General features: G+C 62.0%; 17 protein-coding genes. 10 read left to right on the forward strand and 7 right to left on the reverse strand.

All coding sequences use genetic code 11. The annotated features are described in order from the left end of the window. Positions 1-76: 76 nt before the first annotated feature. The 4 genes from ACO06F_RS11610 to ACO06F_RS11625 form a co-directional block, all read right to left on the reverse strand. Complete coding sequence (locus tag ACO06F_RS11610) at positions 77-280, reverse strand: YgaP family membrane protein (RefSeq protein ID WP_421692916.1); 204 nt, start codon at positions 278-280, stop codon at positions 77-79. A gap of 214 nt (positions 281-494) precedes the next feature. Beyond that, the gene (locus ACO06F_RS11615; protein WP_421692917.1) at positions 495-686 is read right to left on the reverse strand and encodes a hypothetical protein; all 192 of its coding nucleotides are present in this window, start codon (positions 684-686) and stop codon (positions 495-497) included. An 83-nt stretch (positions 687-769) separates the two neighbouring features. After that, positions 770-1,093: a hypothetical protein gene (locus ACO06F_RS11620; RefSeq protein ID WP_421692918.1), complete on the reverse strand. Its 324-nt coding sequence runs from the start codon at positions 1,091-1,093 to the stop codon at positions 770-772. A gap of 265 nt (positions 1,094-1,358) precedes the next feature. Next, the gene (locus tag ACO06F_RS11625; protein WP_421692919.1) at positions 1,359-2,207 is read right to left on the reverse strand and encodes an FkbM family methyltransferase; all 849 of its coding nucleotides are present in this window, start codon (positions 2,205-2,207) and stop codon (positions 1,359-1,361) included. A gap of 293 nt (positions 2,208-2,500) precedes the next feature. Here ACO06F_RS11625 and ACO06F_RS11630 point away from each other — a divergent pair, with 293 nt between their 5' ends. Next, a complete protein-coding gene (locus tag ACO06F_RS11630; protein WP_421692920.1) occupies positions 2,501-3,499 on the forward strand; it encodes an arginase family protein in 999 nt (332 codons plus the stop codon). Between the two features lie 17 nt (positions 3,500-3,516). On the opposite strand, the gene ACO06F_RS11635 is transcribed toward ACO06F_RS11630, so the two are convergent. The 3 genes from ACO06F_RS11635 to ACO06F_RS11645 all read right to left on the reverse strand — a co-directional run bounded on the left by ACO06F_RS11635 (position 3,517) and on the right by ACO06F_RS11645 (position 5,621). Then, positions 3,517-3,672, reverse strand: a complete 156-nt coding sequence (locus ACO06F_RS11635; protein WP_421692921.1) for a cbb3-type cytochrome c oxidase subunit 3 — start codon at positions 3,670-3,672, stop codon at positions 3,517-3,519. Positions 3,673-3,691: 19 nt separating this feature from the next. After that, entirely contained in the window at positions 3,692-4,363 is a 672-nt protein-coding gene (locus ACO06F_RS11640; RefSeq protein WP_421692922.1) for a LicD family protein, read from the reverse strand. A gap of 124 nt (positions 4,364-4,487) precedes the next feature. Further along, positions 4,488-5,621, reverse strand: a complete 1,134-nt coding sequence (locus ACO06F_RS11645) for a hypothetical protein (protein WP_421692923.1) — start codon at positions 5,619-5,621, stop codon at positions 4,488-4,490. Positions 5,622-5,736: 115 nt separating this feature from the next. Here ACO06F_RS11645 and gcvA point away from each other — a divergent pair, with 115 nt between their 5' ends. From gcvA to ACO06F_RS11690, 9 genes are all read left to right on the forward strand, one after another. Then, on the forward strand, positions 5,737-6,663 hold the full coding sequence (gene gcvA, locus ACO06F_RS11650) for a transcriptional regulator GcvA (protein ID WP_421692924.1): 927 nt from the start codon (positions 5,737-5,739) through the stop codon (positions 6,661-6,663). Positions 6,664-6,696: 33 nt separating this feature from the next. Beyond that, positions 6,697-7,632 carry a serine O-acetyltransferase gene (locus tag ACO06F_RS11655; protein ID WP_421692925.1) on the forward strand — a complete coding sequence of 312 codons (936 nt, stop codon included), beginning with the start codon at positions 6,697-6,699 and terminating at the stop codon, positions 7,630-7,632. A 31-nt stretch (positions 7,633-7,663) separates the two neighbouring features. Then, positions 7,664-8,872: a trans-sulfuration enzyme family protein gene (locus ACO06F_RS11660; RefSeq protein WP_421692926.1), complete on the forward strand. Its 1,209-nt coding sequence runs from the start codon at positions 7,664-7,666 to the stop codon at positions 8,870-8,872. 108 nt (positions 8,873-8,980) lie between these two features. Beyond that, positions 8,981-10,018: an isopenicillin N synthase family dioxygenase gene (locus ACO06F_RS11665; RefSeq protein WP_421692927.1), complete on the forward strand. Its 1,038-nt coding sequence runs from the start codon at positions 8,981-8,983 to the stop codon at positions 10,016-10,018. Positions 10,019-10,045: 27 nt separating this feature from the next. After that, complete coding sequence (locus ACO06F_RS11670; protein WP_421692928.1) at positions 10,046-11,374, forward strand: O-acetylhomoserine aminocarboxypropyltransferase/cysteine synthase family protein; 1,329 nt, start codon at positions 10,046-10,048, stop codon at positions 11,372-11,374. A gap of 21 nt (positions 11,375-11,395) precedes the next feature. After that, positions 11,396-12,421, forward strand: coding sequence for an ABC transporter substrate-binding protein (locus ACO06F_RS11675; protein ID WP_421692929.1), 1,026 nt, complete (start codon positions 11,396-11,398; stop codon positions 12,419-12,421). A gap of 3 nt (positions 12,422-12,424) precedes the next feature. After that, positions 12,425-13,426, forward strand: coding sequence for an ABC transporter permease (locus ACO06F_RS11680; protein WP_421692930.1), 1,002 nt, complete (start codon positions 12,425-12,427; stop codon positions 13,424-13,426). Beyond that, entirely contained in the window at positions 13,423-14,217 is a 795-nt protein-coding gene (locus tag ACO06F_RS11685; protein ID WP_421692931.1) for an ABC transporter ATP-binding protein, read from the forward strand. The genes ACO06F_RS11680 and ACO06F_RS11685 overlap by 4 nt, the downstream gene beginning before the upstream one ends. Beyond that, on the forward strand, positions 14,214-14,528 hold the full coding sequence (locus tag ACO06F_RS11690; RefSeq protein WP_421692932.1) for a hypothetical protein: 315 nt from the start codon (positions 14,214-14,216) through the stop codon (positions 14,526-14,528). The genes ACO06F_RS11685 and ACO06F_RS11690 overlap by 4 nt, the downstream gene beginning before the upstream one ends. Positions 14,529-14,627 lie beyond the last annotated feature (99 nt).

A 14,627-nucleotide genomic window follows, 5' to 3' on the forward strand; every position in this document is an offset into this window, starting at 1 on the left:
ACAAAGATTGAGAACAATGCCGTTTGAAATTAGGAGGCGATCACAAACTCCAGAGCCCTTCGTCATTCTGAGACGATCAGCGAAATGCCTCGCCGCGCTTTATACCCAGGGCCTTGAAAATCATGGCTGCCGGGCAGAAGCCGGTGATGGACGCCTGAATCAAATTCAATCCCACGAAAGCGGTCAGCAACAGCCACCATGGCGAGAAGTAATGCGCCAAGACGAGCGAGATGAGAACAATGGTCCCGGCGAATGCCAGAACGGCGCGGTCAACGTTCATTGAGGAGTCCTCTTTTCATGTTTTCATGGGTGGCGATTGTTCATGCATAATTGAGGCCTTCAGCACCCAGCCTGAGTAAGGACTCGATGCTGGTCTGCCTGGGCATTCATTTGAACCTGAAGGGTTGCGGCCATGATCGGAGTCTGCCCAGTTCCATGAGTGGACTGTACTTTCGCCCTATCCATCGTTCGATTTCATTGATCGATGTCAATCTTCAGGGAACTATCTCCGCGAGGTCGACAGTGCAGCCGGTGAGGTCGGACAGGCGTTCCGCGAGCTCCTCTTCAACGACCGGATTCGAAACGGTGAGGTGCGGCAGCATTCTCAGTGGTGGCGTGGCGCTTCGATGCTGGTCCGAGGCGGATGGCACGAACCGGTCCATCCGCTCAACTCTGCCTTTAGTCATTCAAAGCGTTGGAGAGAGCCTACAGTGGTCAGGTCTTATATCGTAGGGTGCACCATTTGCGAACAAAGACACCAAGGCCGCGATCACTGCGAAACGCAGACTGGGTTCTCCAGCGGCGGGGCACCTTCAAATCCCAGGATCTTTGTACCCTGCACCATGATGCGCCAGCCACCGTCGACTGCCTGCCAGGCACCGACGCCGTAGATTGGGCTTTCGGCGTAACAGGTATCTTGCGACAGGACATAGCTATCTTTCTCGCCATCGACCTTTGAAGTGAGGGTCACCTTTCCTTCGGCTGTATCGCCCAGAACGTAGAAGGCGCCTGTCGCCTGATCTGTAAGTTCGGTTGCTGCCAGAGCGGGGGTCGAAAGAAACAGGGCAAGAAAGACAAGGCCGCGGGTGAACATGCTTGGTCTCCTGAATGCAATGGCAGGAATTTGGCTGATCACCGGCCTTCAGGCAAGACCGCCGGGAGTAGAGACTGCCGCGCCATCAGGGCAGGTGAGAGGTGGACTTTGCACCTCCAACGCCGCCATCCCCTGGCATATCTTTTTTGCACGTGAGGATCATCTGGCGCCCGCCTGCTCAATCGCACCACGCGCCGCCTATCGATGACAGCGATGAACTTATCACATATTGATGCTATTGACGGATCGCGACGATCGGCTGCGTCTACTGGATGTGCAGGGCTGAGGAGAGGTATTGGCCGTAGGAGCCTTGCTCCATGGCGTTTCGCTTTTCCAGTTCGAGAATGAGACGCCCGCAGAGATCATAGCTTTTGAAGCAGTAGTGCGACAGCAGGCAGAGGGCCTTCAGCTGGTCCGATGTGACGGCCTCCGGATCCACAACATCCTTGATGTAGACGATGTCTGCTTCGAGAAGCTGATTGCCGGGAATTCGGAAATTGCCGTCAAACACCGTGGGAGCGATTGACCACCTCTTGATATCGATAAAGAGATGCGGGCTGTAGCCGTGTGAACGCATCCACAGGTCAATCTCACCGAAGGTTGGCTGCTTCTCATAGAGGCAGATGAAGGATATCTCCAACTGAATGGCGAGGCAGTTTTGGAGTTTGTTCTTGCCGTTCCGCAGGATTGTGAGTTCGGCGCCCTGCACGTCCATCTTCAGGAAGTCGATGTCCGGAACCGCCGTCAGACTGTCAAGCGTGGCCGTCGACACCCGCTCTTCACGTTCGACACTGCCGAAGAGTTCAAAGCCATTGAAGAAGCGCAAGGCTGACGCGCGGGGCTTGAGGACGGACGACATTCCGCTGGCGGGGGAGCAGAGATAGAGCTGCTGCTCGGTGCCATCAAACAAGAACGCATTGTGGACGGTTGCACTGTCTCCATAGACAGTTCTCATCTTGGCAATCTGGCGTTCGTCCCCGTCAAAGGCGTGCAAGTGGGCCACGCCATTGTCCAGAAGCTTCTTGTAGACCGGCACTTCATTGATCACCGAGGCGCCAACATCCATGATTTGAAGTGTTTTGTTGTATTGCAGCGCCGAGATGAGATCATGCATCTAATCAGCCTCTCCTGGTTTTTTTGGGCCGAAATGAGCCCAAGTCTTTTCGAGCGGTGAGAAGCAGCTTACCACATCGGGCTTACCCCAGCTTCGCCTTGGAAGAGTGTTTGCAGGGAGGCGCCAGATTGCCGGACCCCTGGTCGAATGATCTCGCCTTGCTGTGGACGCTGCACTGCCGGGAGAGCGCTCCACAAGGGGCCGAAAGGGATTGCCAAGACTCTCCAGCCCGGACATATCTTGTGAAATCGACGCGCGCGGATGGCGAAGACGGAACGCATGGAGAAGGCCCGATGACCGATGAGCTCGAAGCTGCCAAGCAGAGCGCACAGAGTTGGTACTGGTGGGGAATTCCCACCTTCTTCCGCTGTCCGTGGAACGAGGCTCCCGAGGCTGCCGACATCGCACTTATCGGTGTGCCGCACAGTTCAGGGAATGGCTCCACCGAGCGTGACCAGCATCTGGGGCCACGCGCGGTGCGCAATGTTTCGGGGTTTTACCGGCGCAGCCACTTCGTCCATGGCTTTGCGCCATGGGACCGGGCGCGCGTCAATGACCTCGGCGATGTTCCGCTGCCCGAAGCGATGAACAATGAAGCCTGCGTGCGCGATATCGAGGCCTTCTACAGAAGGCTTGACGCCGCCGGCACGCGGCCCGTTTCCATGGGCGGCGATCACTCGATTACCGGGCCCATCCTCAAGGCCATTGCAGGGCCGGGGCGCAATCTCTCGGGCGGCAAGCCCTGCTCTCTCATCCATTTCGATGCGCACACCGATTCTTATGACAACATGCCCCACTGGCTGGGTGCCAAGCGGTCCGCCGCGCATTGGGCGGCCTACACGGCGAAGGAGGAGGCCGTGGACCCGCACCGCAGCATTCAGCTTGGCATGCGGGGCCACCCTTCAGGTGCGATCCACAAAGGTGGCGTTGGCGGCTCCAGCCGCGAACTCGGCTACAGCGTCGTGACGATGCAGGAGTTCGAGGAGATTGGCGTTGCGAGCACGCTTGCCCTGATCCGGGAGCGGGTGGGCGATAATCCCGCCTACATCACCTTCGATCTCGACTGCATGGACCCGTCCGTGGCGCCTGGTGTTTCCAACATCGAGCCGGGGTTCAGCGGCTTCACCATCCGCGAGGCCACCCGCCTGCTTCAGGGCCTCAAGGGCCTGAACATCATCGGCGGTGACGTCGTCTGCCTGATGCCGACGAAGGACAGCCCCAACCAGATTACCGCGCAGCTGGCAATGGTGATGATGTTCGAGATCATCTGCCTGATTGCGGCATCCCGCTGAGCCTGACGGTTCGCGGATCACTTCTTCTTGTCGAGTGAATCATTCTCGATGGGGACGCGGGCCTCTTCCTGGAATTGCTTCTTGCGCTTCGGATTGAAAGCGTAGACGACGACGGCGATGAAGGCGATGGGCACGGCCCAGAACCACCAGGTTCCCAGTATCTGTTGGATCATCGTTCATCTCCTTTGCGGATCAGCTTCGGAACTGAGGATAGTCCCTGCAGGTCCAGATACGCCAGGCCCATTGCCAGAAGGCGGCGCAAATCCAGCATCTCTGCTTGTGAGGAATGGTGAGGCGCAGATGGAGGCGGCACATCAGATAGCGGTGCCGGAGAAAGCGCTTCACCTCGCGCGGCGCCTTGAACCATTCACCGCAGAACATGATCTCGCCCGTTGGCATTACCCAGTCCCGCTTCACGTCATCGACCAGGGGCCGCCAGAAGCGGGGAATGCCTTCACGCGTTGCGGGATCATCCCGGCAGAGGCGTGCACCAAAGCTGTACCAGGCTTCCAGATCGCCGATTTTCCGGCCGCCATAGAAGATGCGGCCATGCTCGAGTTCCAGCGTGATGCCATGGGCTTCGAGCCCGGCCAATTCAGGGAGAAGCTTTCCGGCGTCTTCGGCCAGATAGGACATGTCCAGATCATGGTCATAGGGCAGGCAATCGCCGATGCGCCAGGCGCCCAGCAGCGTGCCGTAATCGAGCCACCAGCGCACGCCCTGACGGTCCATCGCCTCGCGCAGGCGGTGAGCGACGAAGCGGATGTCTGCCTGGGTCTCAAGCGGGGTGCCGCAGTCTTCCTTCCACATGTGATGCTGATTGCGCAGCTCGTAATAGAGCAGCGTGACCAGCATTCCGGCCATGAATCCAGCGAAGAGAAGAGCCAGGGTGGAGAGCAAAAGACATTCCGCCGCAATATGTTACGGGGGCGCAGTATGAACCATGGATCGTGGAGCGTGACAACAATTTCATATCGGGAGGGAGACGTCAGGACGGGGTGCGCAGCCTGTCTGCCGTAGCGCGGATGAGGCCCGTCCAGTAGCTGTTGGCGAGGCGGTGGTGCGCTTCCGCCAGTTTCGGCACGAGGTCTTCATTCCAGCGGGCAAGGCGGGTGGCGTCAACCTCCTCCCAGTCTTCGACGATGGCGACGGGAAAGCCATGCGCCTTGTAAAGAAGGTCCAAGGGCCCGGTGCGGACGATGGGGACGGTGCCGAGGGCCAGCGCCTCCCAAGTCCGGAAGCAATCAAGCCCGTTCCCCGCGGGGGAGGCTTCAAAGGCAAAGCGGCTGTGCAGGCGCCAGCACTGGTCCTGGGGGAGGCGCTTCTCCACGAAGTCGCTGATGCCGGAACGGCTGAGGGCGCCCGCTGCCGCAACACGGTCTGGAATGCCGGTGATGTCCGGCGCGAGGCGGTGGTTCTGATGGAAGGTGCAGAGCACGCGGAGCGGCTTGGCACCGGAGGCAGTCCGGCTTTCGGCGGCGGCTTCATTGAAGCGGCGCTGATCGCCCGTGTCATTGCGGCGGCAGGTGAGATCGAAGCGGGACTTTCCGCCGAGCTGGTCCACCAGGAAGCCCGCACGCTTTTCAAGCTTCGTATAGACGGGATTGTCCAGCCCGATGGGAATGGGGCTGAGGCGGGGATGAGGATGGGGCAAATCGGCATTCTGGCAGAACCAGTGCAGGAGCATTGGATGGTCGAGCAACTGGCGGAAGGCTTGCGCCGGGCTTACGTCTGAATCGCCAGTGACGAGCACGATGGGTTCTGTGAGCAGTGGGAACATGCGCTCGGTGGCCTGTGCCAAAAGATCGGCCTTCACGTGGACGATGGCCGCACGGGGGATGAGCGGTGCAATGCGGGCCGCCATTTCAACGGGAATCTGTGGCCTGAGCGGATTTTCGACATTGCTGCCATAATCGATGACGATATCCGCAGCCTCCCGGATGCCCTCGCTGTGGACGTGGTGAAAGGGGAGATCGGGTGGACAGTGGCAGGCCCTTCCGCGGAGGTCCGAAGGGCTTTGAAGCTGCGCCTGCCAGTGGCGGGTGCGGGTGCGCCGGCGGTGGCCTTCAGCGGCGCGCGCCAGCATCTTCTCGGCAGAGTTGAGAAAATCCATCATGCTCATGGCGGGCTCCCCTGAGCTGCCGTGTTTCGCATCCTTCGCGGGTGGGTGAAAGGGGTCTTGCCACGGTTGGGCGGCAATGATACATAATCTCTATCGACTAAGTAGGGTATAGATCATGCGCCGCCATCTTCCGCCGCTCAATGCACTTCGCGCCTTCGAGGTTGCGGCACGCCATATGAGCATTTCGCAGGCGGCCGTCGAATTGCGGGTGACGCCCGCCGCCATCAGCCACCAGATCCGGCTGCTCGAAGATCATGTGGGACTGCCGCTGTTCGTCCGGAACGGCCGTGGCCTTGCGCTGACGGATGCTGGCTCTGCAGGCCTTCGCGACCTTCGGGAAGGCTTCGCGCGGCTGTGCGCGGCCATGGATGCGATCGATTCGCTGGGCGAAGCGGGCGTGCTTTCGGTGAGCGTTGCGCCCTCCTTTGCATCGAAATGGCTGTTGCCGCGGCTTGAGCTGTTCCGCACCGCGCACCCTGAAATTGACGTGCATGTGTCTGCCTCCATGCAGCTTTCGGACTTCGTGAAGGATGGTACCGACGTGGCCATCCGCTATGGCGCCGGGCGCTATTCCGACCTCGCGGTCGAGCAGTTGCTGGAGGAGAGCGTCGTTCCGGTCTGCAGCCCGGAATTTTTGAAGCAGCATGGGCCGTTCTTCACGCCGGGAGACCTGGTGGAGGTGACGCTGCTTCATGATGACAGCCCCGACAATGACCCCTCCTGCCCCAATTGGGAAATGTGGCTGAGCGCTGCGGGCGCCAAGCACATCGATTCCTCGCGCGGGCCGCGCTTCAACCAGTCCAGCCTGGTGATCGAAGCCGCCGCGCAGGGGAGTGGTGTTGCCCTGGCCAAAACCGCACTTGCCGGACGCGACATCCGGCAGGGCCGGCTGGTGCAGCCCTTCACATCCTCCGTGAAGGTGGACTTCGCCTATTACATCGTGGCGCCGCGGGCCAAGCTGAACCTGCCCAAGGTGTCTTATTTCATCGACTGGCTACGGAGCGAGGCCCGGCGGGAAGAGCAACAGCTGGCCGTTGCCTGAACGCCACCAACGCCAAAGAGAAAGGCATTTGACATGGCTGCGCGGATTGCGACGCTGAAGACCCAACGCACCAGAACGCGAAAGCCTGACCTTGGACCGGTGGTGGAGGCGCTGCGCCAATCCCGCGAAGTGACCCACAACATCCGGCTTGGCGGCAAGGCCACGGAGGTGCCGGCCTCTGCCGTGATCGCCGAGGTTCTGGAGTGGATCGTCACCGCGCTGTTTCCCACCCATCTGGGGCCACAGGGGCTTGGCGCGTCCGGCGTCGACCAGTTTGTGGGCAACCTGCTCTCCACCGGCTTCACCCGGCTGACGGACCAGGTGGCGCGCGGGCTGCAGTTCGACACGCAGGGGCTTTCCACACAAGAGGCCCAGCAGAGGGCCGATGACATTGTGGCGCAGTTTGCGGGCCAGCTGCCGAAGATCCGCGGTGAACTGGTGAGCGACCTGCGCGCGGCACAGCAACGCGACCCGACGGTGAAGAGCTTAAGCGAAGTGCTGATCTGTTTCCGGAGCACGTCGGCCGTGATCCACCACCGCCTGGCCCATGCGCTGCATGAGCTGGGCGCCAGGCTGGTGGCACGGATGATCTCGGGCCTTGCCCATGCCTCCACGGGAATCGACATTCATCCTGGCGCGCGGATTGGACCGGGTTTCTTCATCAGTAGCGGAACGGGCGTGGTGATCGGCGAAACTTCAGTGATCGGCGAGAATGTCTGCCTGCATCAGGGCGTGACGCTGGGCGAGAGCGAGCTGGTGGAGCCGGGTGCTGCAAAGCTGCGCAGCCTTCGCCACCCGGTGATTGGCGACAATGTCGTGATCCATGCCGGAGCGGCCGTGCTCGGGCGCATCACCATTGGCGCTGGATCAATCATTGGCGGCAATGTGTGGCTGACCCGCAGCATTCCGGCGGGAAGCGTGGTGAGCCAAGCCCAGCACGCGCACAGCGCCATACAGACACTCGACTGAAGGCCACTCTCCAGCAGGATTTTGAGATTTCATGACGACGGACTTCTTCCGCAACCGGAATGCCGAGGCCGGCTTTTCGACACGCGCCATTCATTTGGGCTATGATCCCGCGACCGAGAACGGCGCGCTGACGCCGCCCATCTACCAGACATCGACCTATGCGTTCGAAACCGTAGAACAGGGTGCAGCCTATTTTGCCGGCACGCAGGCGGGATATGTCTATGGCCGGACGCGAAACCCGACACAGGCGCTGCTCGAACAGCGGGTCGCCAGCCTCGAAGGGGCGGAGGCGGCCCTTGCGGTTGCCTCCGGCATGGCGGCAATCACCGCCAGTTTCTGGACGCTGCTGAAGGCGGGGGACCGCGTGATCGCGGACAAGATACTTTATGGCAACTCCTATGTATTTCTTTCACGCGGGCTGGCGAAATTCGGCGTTGAGGTGACCTTCATCGACTTCACCGACCCGCAGCAGCTGGCGGATGCCGCGGCACGGCCGTTCAAGGCGGCCTATTTCGAGACGCCCGCCAACCCGAACCTGCGGCTCATCGACATTGCGACGGTGAGCGCCACTGCACAGAAAGCCGGGGCGCTGACCATTGTGGACAATACCTTCGCGACGCCGGTGCTGCAGCGGCCGATTGTCCACGGTGCGGACCTCGTGATCCACTCTGCCACCAAATATCTGGGCGGGCATGGCGACTTGCTGGCCGGAATCGTTGCCGGGCGGGAAGAGCTGATCAAGGAGATCCGCGGCCACGGGCTTCGCTATCTGACAGGGGGCACGATTTCACCCCTTACCGCCTTTCTGGTGCTGCGCGGGTTGAAGACGCTGGAGCTGCGCATGCTGCAGCATTCCCGCTCCGCCGCGGCGATTGCCGATTTCCTGGCGGAGCAGCCGGGCCTCTCCAATATCTCCTATCCCGGCCTCTCCGGCGGGGAGGCACGGCTGGTGTTCCAGCGCCAGATGCGGGCGGGCGGAGGGCTAATCAGCTTCGAGATCGCGGGCGGGCTCGAACGGGGGCGGCGCTTCATGAATGCGTTGCGCCTGATCCAGCGCGCGGTGAGCCTTGGCGATGCCGAAACGCTGATCCAGCATCCCGCCAGCATGACCCATGCGCTTTATGGCGCGGAAGAGCGTGCCCGCTATGGGATTTCGGATGGCCTCATCCGGCTGTCTGTCGGGCTGGAGAACACAGGGGACCTGCTCGAAGACATTCAGACTGCGCTGACCCGCGCCTGAGCCTCGCACCTTAAAAGTTTCTCAGGCCAGCACTCAACATTGCTCAATTGTTCCCCTCACCCGCCCGCCCATAAACTCTACTAAGTAAGTAGTGATTATAGGTGGTTCATGCCCTCCTCCCTTCCCGTTCTCGATTTTGCCCGTCTCGGCCAGCCTTCCGAACGTGAAGGGTTTCTGGAGGAGCTGCGCGAAACGGCGCGCGGCCTTGGCTTCTTTTACCTAACCGGACATGGAATCGAGCCCGGGCTGATCGCCGATGTGCTGGCCCTCTCGCGGCGCTTCTTCGACCTGCCGGAAAAAGACAAGCTCGAAATCCAGATGATCAAGTCGCCGCAGTTCCGCGGCTACAATCGCGCCGGCCTCGAGCACACGCGCGGGAGGCCCGACTGGCGCGAACAGGTTGATATTGGCCCCGAGCAGGAGGTGCGCGCCCTGGACCGCACGGCGCCGGCCTGGACCCGGCTGATCGGGCCCAATCTCTGGCCATCCGCCCTGCCGGAACTGAAGCCCGCGCTGCTTCGCTATCAGGCGGAGGTGACGGCGCTTGGCATCCGCATCACCGAGGCCTTGGCAGAGTCTCTCGGGCAGCGGCCCGATGTGTTCTCGCCCATCTATACGCCCGCGCCCAACCAGCTTCTGAAGATCATCCGCTACCCCGGCCGGCGCCCGGAAGACGGCGACCAGGGCGTTGGCGCGCACAAGGATTCAGGCTTCGTCACCGTTCTCCTGCAGGACAAGGTGAGCGGCCTTGAGGTTGAAGGCGAGGATGGCTGGATCAAGGCGCCGCCCATTCCCGGCACCTTCGTCATCAATGTGGGCGAACTCCTCGAGCTCGCATCGGGCGGATATCTTCGCGCCAATGTTCACCGCGTGGTCTCGCCGCCAGAATCGGCCGACCGGCTTTCGGTTGCCTTCTTCCTGGGGGCCAGACTCGATTCATCCGTGCCGGTGCTGGCCCTTCCACCGGCCCTGGCCGCACAGGTGCGGGGAGTGACCCAGGACCCGCAGAACCCGCTGTTCCGGGACGTGGCGAAAAACTACCTCAAGAGCCGGCTGCGCTCTCACCCCGATGTGGCGCGCGCGCACCATGCCGACCTTCTTGACCCGGCCGATCGCGCCCGCCCCGTTCCCGCTTCCGCCTACTGAATTCACACCTCGCAACGGAGAGACAAGATGCCGTCCAACAGCTTTCACCCTGAAACCCTGGCCCTTCATGGCGGAACCTACCGTGCAGACCCGGTGACGGGTGCGGTGGCGGTGCCGCTGTACCAGACCACCTCCTATCAGTTCCAGGACACGGGCCATGCCGCGCGGCTGTTCGCGCTGGAAGAGCTGGGCAACATTTATACGCGCGTGCAGAACCCGACGCAGGATGCGCTTGAACAGCGCGTTGCGGCGATCGAGGGCGGTGTTGCGGCACTTGCCGTTGCTTCCGGCCAGACGGCCAGTGCCTTCGCAGTGCTGAACCTGGCACAGGCGGGCGACAACATCGTGTCCTCCACCGATCTCTATGGCGGCACCGTCACGCTGTTCTCGCAGACCTTGAAGCAGTTCGGCATCGAGGTGCGTTTCGTGGACCCGTCAGACCCTGAGAATTTCCGCCGCGCTACAGATGCGAAGACCCGCGCCTATTATGCCGAGACGCTTCCCAATCCGAAGCTGCATGTGTTTCCCATTGGCGAGGTTGCAGCGATCGGGCGTGAGCTGGGGGTTCCGCTGATTGTCGACAATACCGCCGCACCGCTGATCGTGAAGCCCTTCGAGCATGGCGCTGCGGTGGTGGTTCATTCCGCCACCAAATACATCGGCGGGCATGGCACGAGCATTGGCGGCCTCATCATCGATGGCGGCAACTTCCCGTGGGAAGAACATGCCGAACGCTTCCCTCTGCTGACCACGCCCGACGCCGCCTATCACGGCGCCATCTGGACGGAGGCGGCAAAGCCCCTGGGGCCCATTGCTTACATCCTGCGCATCCGGGTGAAGCTCTTGCGCGATCTTGGTGCGGCGATCTCGCCGTTCAATGCATGGCAATTCATTCAGGGCCTCGAAACGCTTCCGCTGCGCTCCCGCCAGCACAATGAAAATGCCGGGAAGGTCGCGGCCTTCCTGGCGAAGCAGCCCGCCGTCGACAACGTCATCTTCCCCGGGCTGCAGAGCGGAAAGCTGAAGCAGCGCGCTGATAAATATCTGAAGGGCGGTTATGGCGCGCTGGTTGGCTTCGAGCTCAAGGGTGGCATCGAGGCGGGCAAGGCCTTCATCGACGCGCTCAAGCTTCTCTACCATGTGGCCAACATCGGCGATGCGCGCTCACTGGCCATTCACCCGGCCTCGACCACGCACCAGCAGCTTTCCGCCGCCGAGCAGCTGGCGGCTGGCGTGACGCCTGGCTACGTGCGCCTGTCGATTGGCATCGAGCATCCGGACGATATTATCGCTGACATCTCGCAAGCCCTGGACGCCGCGGCGCGCGCCTCTGGCCATGAAGCAAAAGCCGCATAAGCACTCGCAAGGAGTATCACCATGTCCACCACCAACAAATCATCTGCCGTTTCACGGCGCAAGCTTCTGAAGATTGCCGGGGCCGCAGGCGCTGCGGCCACCGCGGGATTTGCGGGCGCCAAGGTGTTTGCGCCGGCCATTGCGGGCCCCGCACCCAAGGTGCGCCTCGCCTGGACGGAAGTGGCGGCCTGCCATGCGCCGCTGGGCTTCGGCGTGGAGAAGGGCTTCTACCAGAAGCAGGGCGTGGATGTGGAGCTCTTCTACCAGGGCGCCAGCGGACAGACGCTGATCCAGGCTCTGGCCACCAACAAGGCCGATGCGGGTGCGGGACTGCTGCTCGACTGGCTGAAGCCCCTGGAACAGGGTTTCGACGTGAAGCTGTTCGTCGGTTCCCATGGCGGCTGCCAGCGTCTGCTCGCGTCCGAGGCATCAGGTGTCAAGGAGCTCAAGGATGTGGCTGGAAAGCGCATCGCCACCTATGACGTGGCCGCCCCACCGAAGGTCGCCTTCCAGGTGACGCTCGCCAAGGCGGGGATCGACCCCGAGGATGGCGTCACCTGGGTGACGGTGCCCTTCGATCTCGTGGGTGAGACGGTGGCGCGCGGCGATGCGGATCTTGCCGCCCATCTCGACCCGTGGGCTTACGGCATCCAGAAGCAGCACGGGCTGAAGCTGATCGCCGACACGCAGACGGGGGTTTACGACAACGCCGTGTGCTGCGTGCTCGGGGCAAATGGTGCCTTCCTCGAATCCAACCGGGACGCACTGCGCCGCGTGGCGGCCGCCAATCTCGAGATCCACGAATATACCGCGAACCACCCGGATGAAGTGGCGGCATGGTATCTCAAGGCGCTAAACCCCGGCTTGTCCCAGCAGGACCTGACCGAGATTCTAGGCTCGCTCGTCTATCACAATCACCCCATCGGCGATGCGCTGGTGAAGGAAATCGAGCGGGGTGCCTCAGACCTGAAGCTTACCAAGGTGCTCGACCCTTCGACCGACCCGGCGGAATTCGCCAAGCGCATCTCCGTCAACCTGCTTGCGTGAGTAATGTCCGATATTGTTGAGCAAAGCGTGCCGGAGATCGGCCGCGACGGGCAGTGGACGCCTGCGCTTTGGGTGGCGGGCGTCCTCTCCTCACTCGGATTTGCGGCCACTTCGGCTGTGACGCTGCTTCTTCCAGATGTTGTGCCCTGGGGTTCGACCGTACTGTTTGCCAGCCTGTGCGCCGGTGCAGCCGTGCTGCTTCTGGTGCTGGCGGCGAGCCTTGCGGCACTGCCGGAGCGGGTTCAGCAATCACTGAAGGCGGCAGGCCCCTGGCTTGTCGCCATCGGAGTGTGGCTGTTTCTGTGGGAGCTTTCGACAGCGAAGCTCGGCTGGCTGCCGAAGCCCTTCTTCTCGCCGCCGCAGGGGTTGCTTCAGGTCTATATCGCGGACGGGCCGCGGATTCTGATCTGCATTCTCTATACGTTGCGGCTGTGGGGTCTGGGATTCTTTTCCGGAATTTCCGCCGGCTATGCGCTGGGGCTTGGCCTCGGGTGGTCACCGCGCTTCAATTATTGGGGCATGCCACTGTTGAAGCTGATCGGGCCGGTGCCCGCTTCTGCCTGGATTCCGGTGACCTTCTTCTTCTTTCCTTCGACCTTTCACGCCAGCATCTTCATCGTGGCTCTGTCCTGCGGCATTCCGGTGGCCATTCTGACGACCTCAGGCGTGGGCGCCATCAACCGGGCCTACTATGACGTGGCGCGCACGCTGGGTGCGAAGAGCTGGTATCAGATCACCCACATCGCCGTACCCGGTTCGCTGCCGCATGTGTTCGTCGGGCTGTTTATGGGGCTTTACTATTCCTTTGCCGTGCTCGTGGTGGCGGAGATGCTGGGCGCCAAATATGGGCTTGGCTGGTACATCCAGTTCCAGACGGCCTATTCGGGCTATGCCAATGTCTATGCGACCCTGATCATCATGGCGGCGATCTGCGCCGGACTGGTGAAGCTGCTGTTCCTCGTGCGCGGCAGGCTGCTGGGCTGGCAGGCGGGCTTCATCTCATGAGCGGGCAGCTGACACGCAGGAATCGCGAGGACCTTCTGATCCGCGATGTTTCACACGCCTTTGCACTCGACGGCGGGCCGCTTCCGGTGCTCGACCACATCACGCTCGACATTGCAGCAGGAAGTTTCGTCTCGCTGCTTGGGCCTTCGGGCTGCGGGAAATCGACCCTGCTGCGTTTGATTGCCGGGCTTGAGCCTCCGACCGAGGGCGATATCCTGGCTGGGGGCGAGCTGGTGAGGGAACCTGGCCCTTCGCGCATCCTCGCCTTCCAGGATGCCACGCTGTTTCCCTGGGCCACGGTGTGGAACAATGTGGCGACGGGGCTTGCCGCGCGGCACGAGCTTAAAGGCCGCGAGCACGAGATCGATGCCGCTCTCGAACTGGTGCGGCTTGGCGGTTTCGCCAAGGCCTATCCACACCAGCTTTCGGGCGGCATGGCACAGCGCGCGGCGCTGGCCCGGGCGCTGGTCAACGCCCCGCAGATCCTGCTTCTCGACGAGCCCTTCGGAAAGCTCGACTCGCTTACGCGCATGACGCTGCAGGGGGAGCTGCTCGCGATCTGGAAACGCACCGGCTTCACGGGCGTGCTGGTGACGCATGATGTGGAAGAGGCGCTGCTGCTCTCTGACAGGGTGATCGTGCTGAGTGACCGCCCGGCCCGCATCATCCGCGAATTCACCGTGGCGGCACCCCTGCCGCGGCGGCGCGACGATCCCGCCATCGTCCGGTTGCGCGGCGAAATCCTGAGCGCGCTCGGCCATGCGGAGCCCGCTTCGGGGCAAGCTGCATGACTGTCTCAGCCGCACCGCGCGTCTCGAGGTTTCTTGCCCTCGCCGGAGGCGCTGCCCTCATAGTTGCCGCCGCCTGGTGGGCTATCGTCTTTGGACGGATCATCGCCAATGGTTATCTGCCCGCCGGGCAATCGGTCTATTGCTCTGTCTCTTCCTCGATCATCTGCGATCTTGCCATGTCGCTGTGCGGAAGCAGCCATCCTCTGGGGATCAAGTGGTTTTCCCCGGCCGTGACCTGGCTGGCGCTGGCCCTTCTGTCCGCCGCAGCGCTGCTGCCGCGGGGATGGGGCGGCAAGAGCGATGGCGTTTAGGGGGCGGCCGGCACGTTCCAGTACAATCCTCAGTTGACTTGATCCGCCACTCCCCTATCCTGATGATTCTGTTCGTCTATTGAATTCATCTCAAGGGAA

Source organism: Aestuariivirga sp., from assembly GCF_965227715.1.
Taxonomy (GTDB): Bacteria; Pseudomonadota; Alphaproteobacteria; order Rhizobiales; family Aestuariivirgaceae; genus Aestuariivirga.

What these genes read in the sequence shown, in the direction of transcription:
- ACO06F_RS11610 (WP_421692916.1), bottom strand. Translation starts at nt 280, where the DNA reads ATGAACGTTGACCGCGCCGTTCTGGCATTCGCCGGGACCATTGTTCTC.
- ACO06F_RS11615 (WP_421692917.1), bottom strand. Translation starts at nt 686, where the DNA reads ATGACTAAAGGCAGAGTTGAGCGGATGGACCGGTTCGTGCCATCCGCC.
- ACO06F_RS11620 (WP_421692918.1), bottom strand. Translation starts at nt 1,093, where the DNA reads ATGTTCACCCGCGGCCTTGTCTTTCTTGCCCTGTTTCTTTCGACCCCC.
- ACO06F_RS11625 (WP_421692919.1), bottom strand. Translation starts at nt 2,207, where the DNA reads ATGCATGATCTCATCTCGGCGCTGCAATACAACAAAACACTTCAAATC.
- ACO06F_RS11630 (WP_421692920.1), top strand. Translation starts at nt 2,501, where the DNA reads ATGACCGATGAGCTCGAAGCTGCCAAGCAGAGCGCACAGAGTTGGTAC.
- ACO06F_RS11635 (WP_421692921.1), bottom strand. Translation starts at nt 3,672, where the DNA reads ATGATCCAACAGATACTGGGAACCTGGTGGTTCTGGGCCGTGCCCATC.
- ACO06F_RS11640 (WP_421692922.1), bottom strand. Translation starts at nt 4,363, where the DNA reads ATGGCCGGAATGCTGGTCACGCTGCTCTATTACGAGCTGCGCAATCAG.
- ACO06F_RS11645 (WP_421692923.1), bottom strand. Translation starts at nt 5,621, where the DNA reads ATGAGCATGATGGATTTTCTCAACTCTGCCGAGAAGATGCTGGCGCGC.
- gcvA (WP_421692924.1), top strand. Translation starts at nt 5,737, where the DNA reads ATGCGCCGCCATCTTCCGCCGCTCAATGCACTTCGCGCCTTCGAGGTT.
- ACO06F_RS11655 (WP_421692925.1), top strand. Translation starts at nt 6,697, where the DNA reads ATGGCTGCGCGGATTGCGACGCTGAAGACCCAACGCACCAGAACGCGA.
- ACO06F_RS11660 (WP_421692926.1), top strand. Translation starts at nt 7,664, where the DNA reads ATGACGACGGACTTCTTCCGCAACCGGAATGCCGAGGCCGGCTTTTCG.
- ACO06F_RS11665 (WP_421692927.1), top strand. Translation starts at nt 8,981, where the DNA reads ATGCCCTCCTCCCTTCCCGTTCTCGATTTTGCCCGTCTCGGCCAGCCT.
- ACO06F_RS11670 (WP_421692928.1), top strand. Translation starts at nt 10,046, where the DNA reads ATGCCGTCCAACAGCTTTCACCCTGAAACCCTGGCCCTTCATGGCGGA.
- ACO06F_RS11675 (WP_421692929.1), top strand. Translation starts at nt 11,396, where the DNA reads ATGTCCACCACCAACAAATCATCTGCCGTTTCACGGCGCAAGCTTCTG.
- ACO06F_RS11680 (WP_421692930.1), top strand. Translation starts at nt 12,425, where the DNA reads ATGTCCGATATTGTTGAGCAAAGCGTGCCGGAGATCGGCCGCGACGGG.
- ACO06F_RS11685 (WP_421692931.1), top strand. Translation starts at nt 13,423, where the DNA reads ATGAGCGGGCAGCTGACACGCAGGAATCGCGAGGACCTTCTGATCCGC.
- ACO06F_RS11690 (WP_421692932.1), top strand. Translation starts at nt 14,214, where the DNA reads ATGACTGTCTCAGCCGCACCGCGCGTCTCGAGGTTTCTTGCCCTCGCC.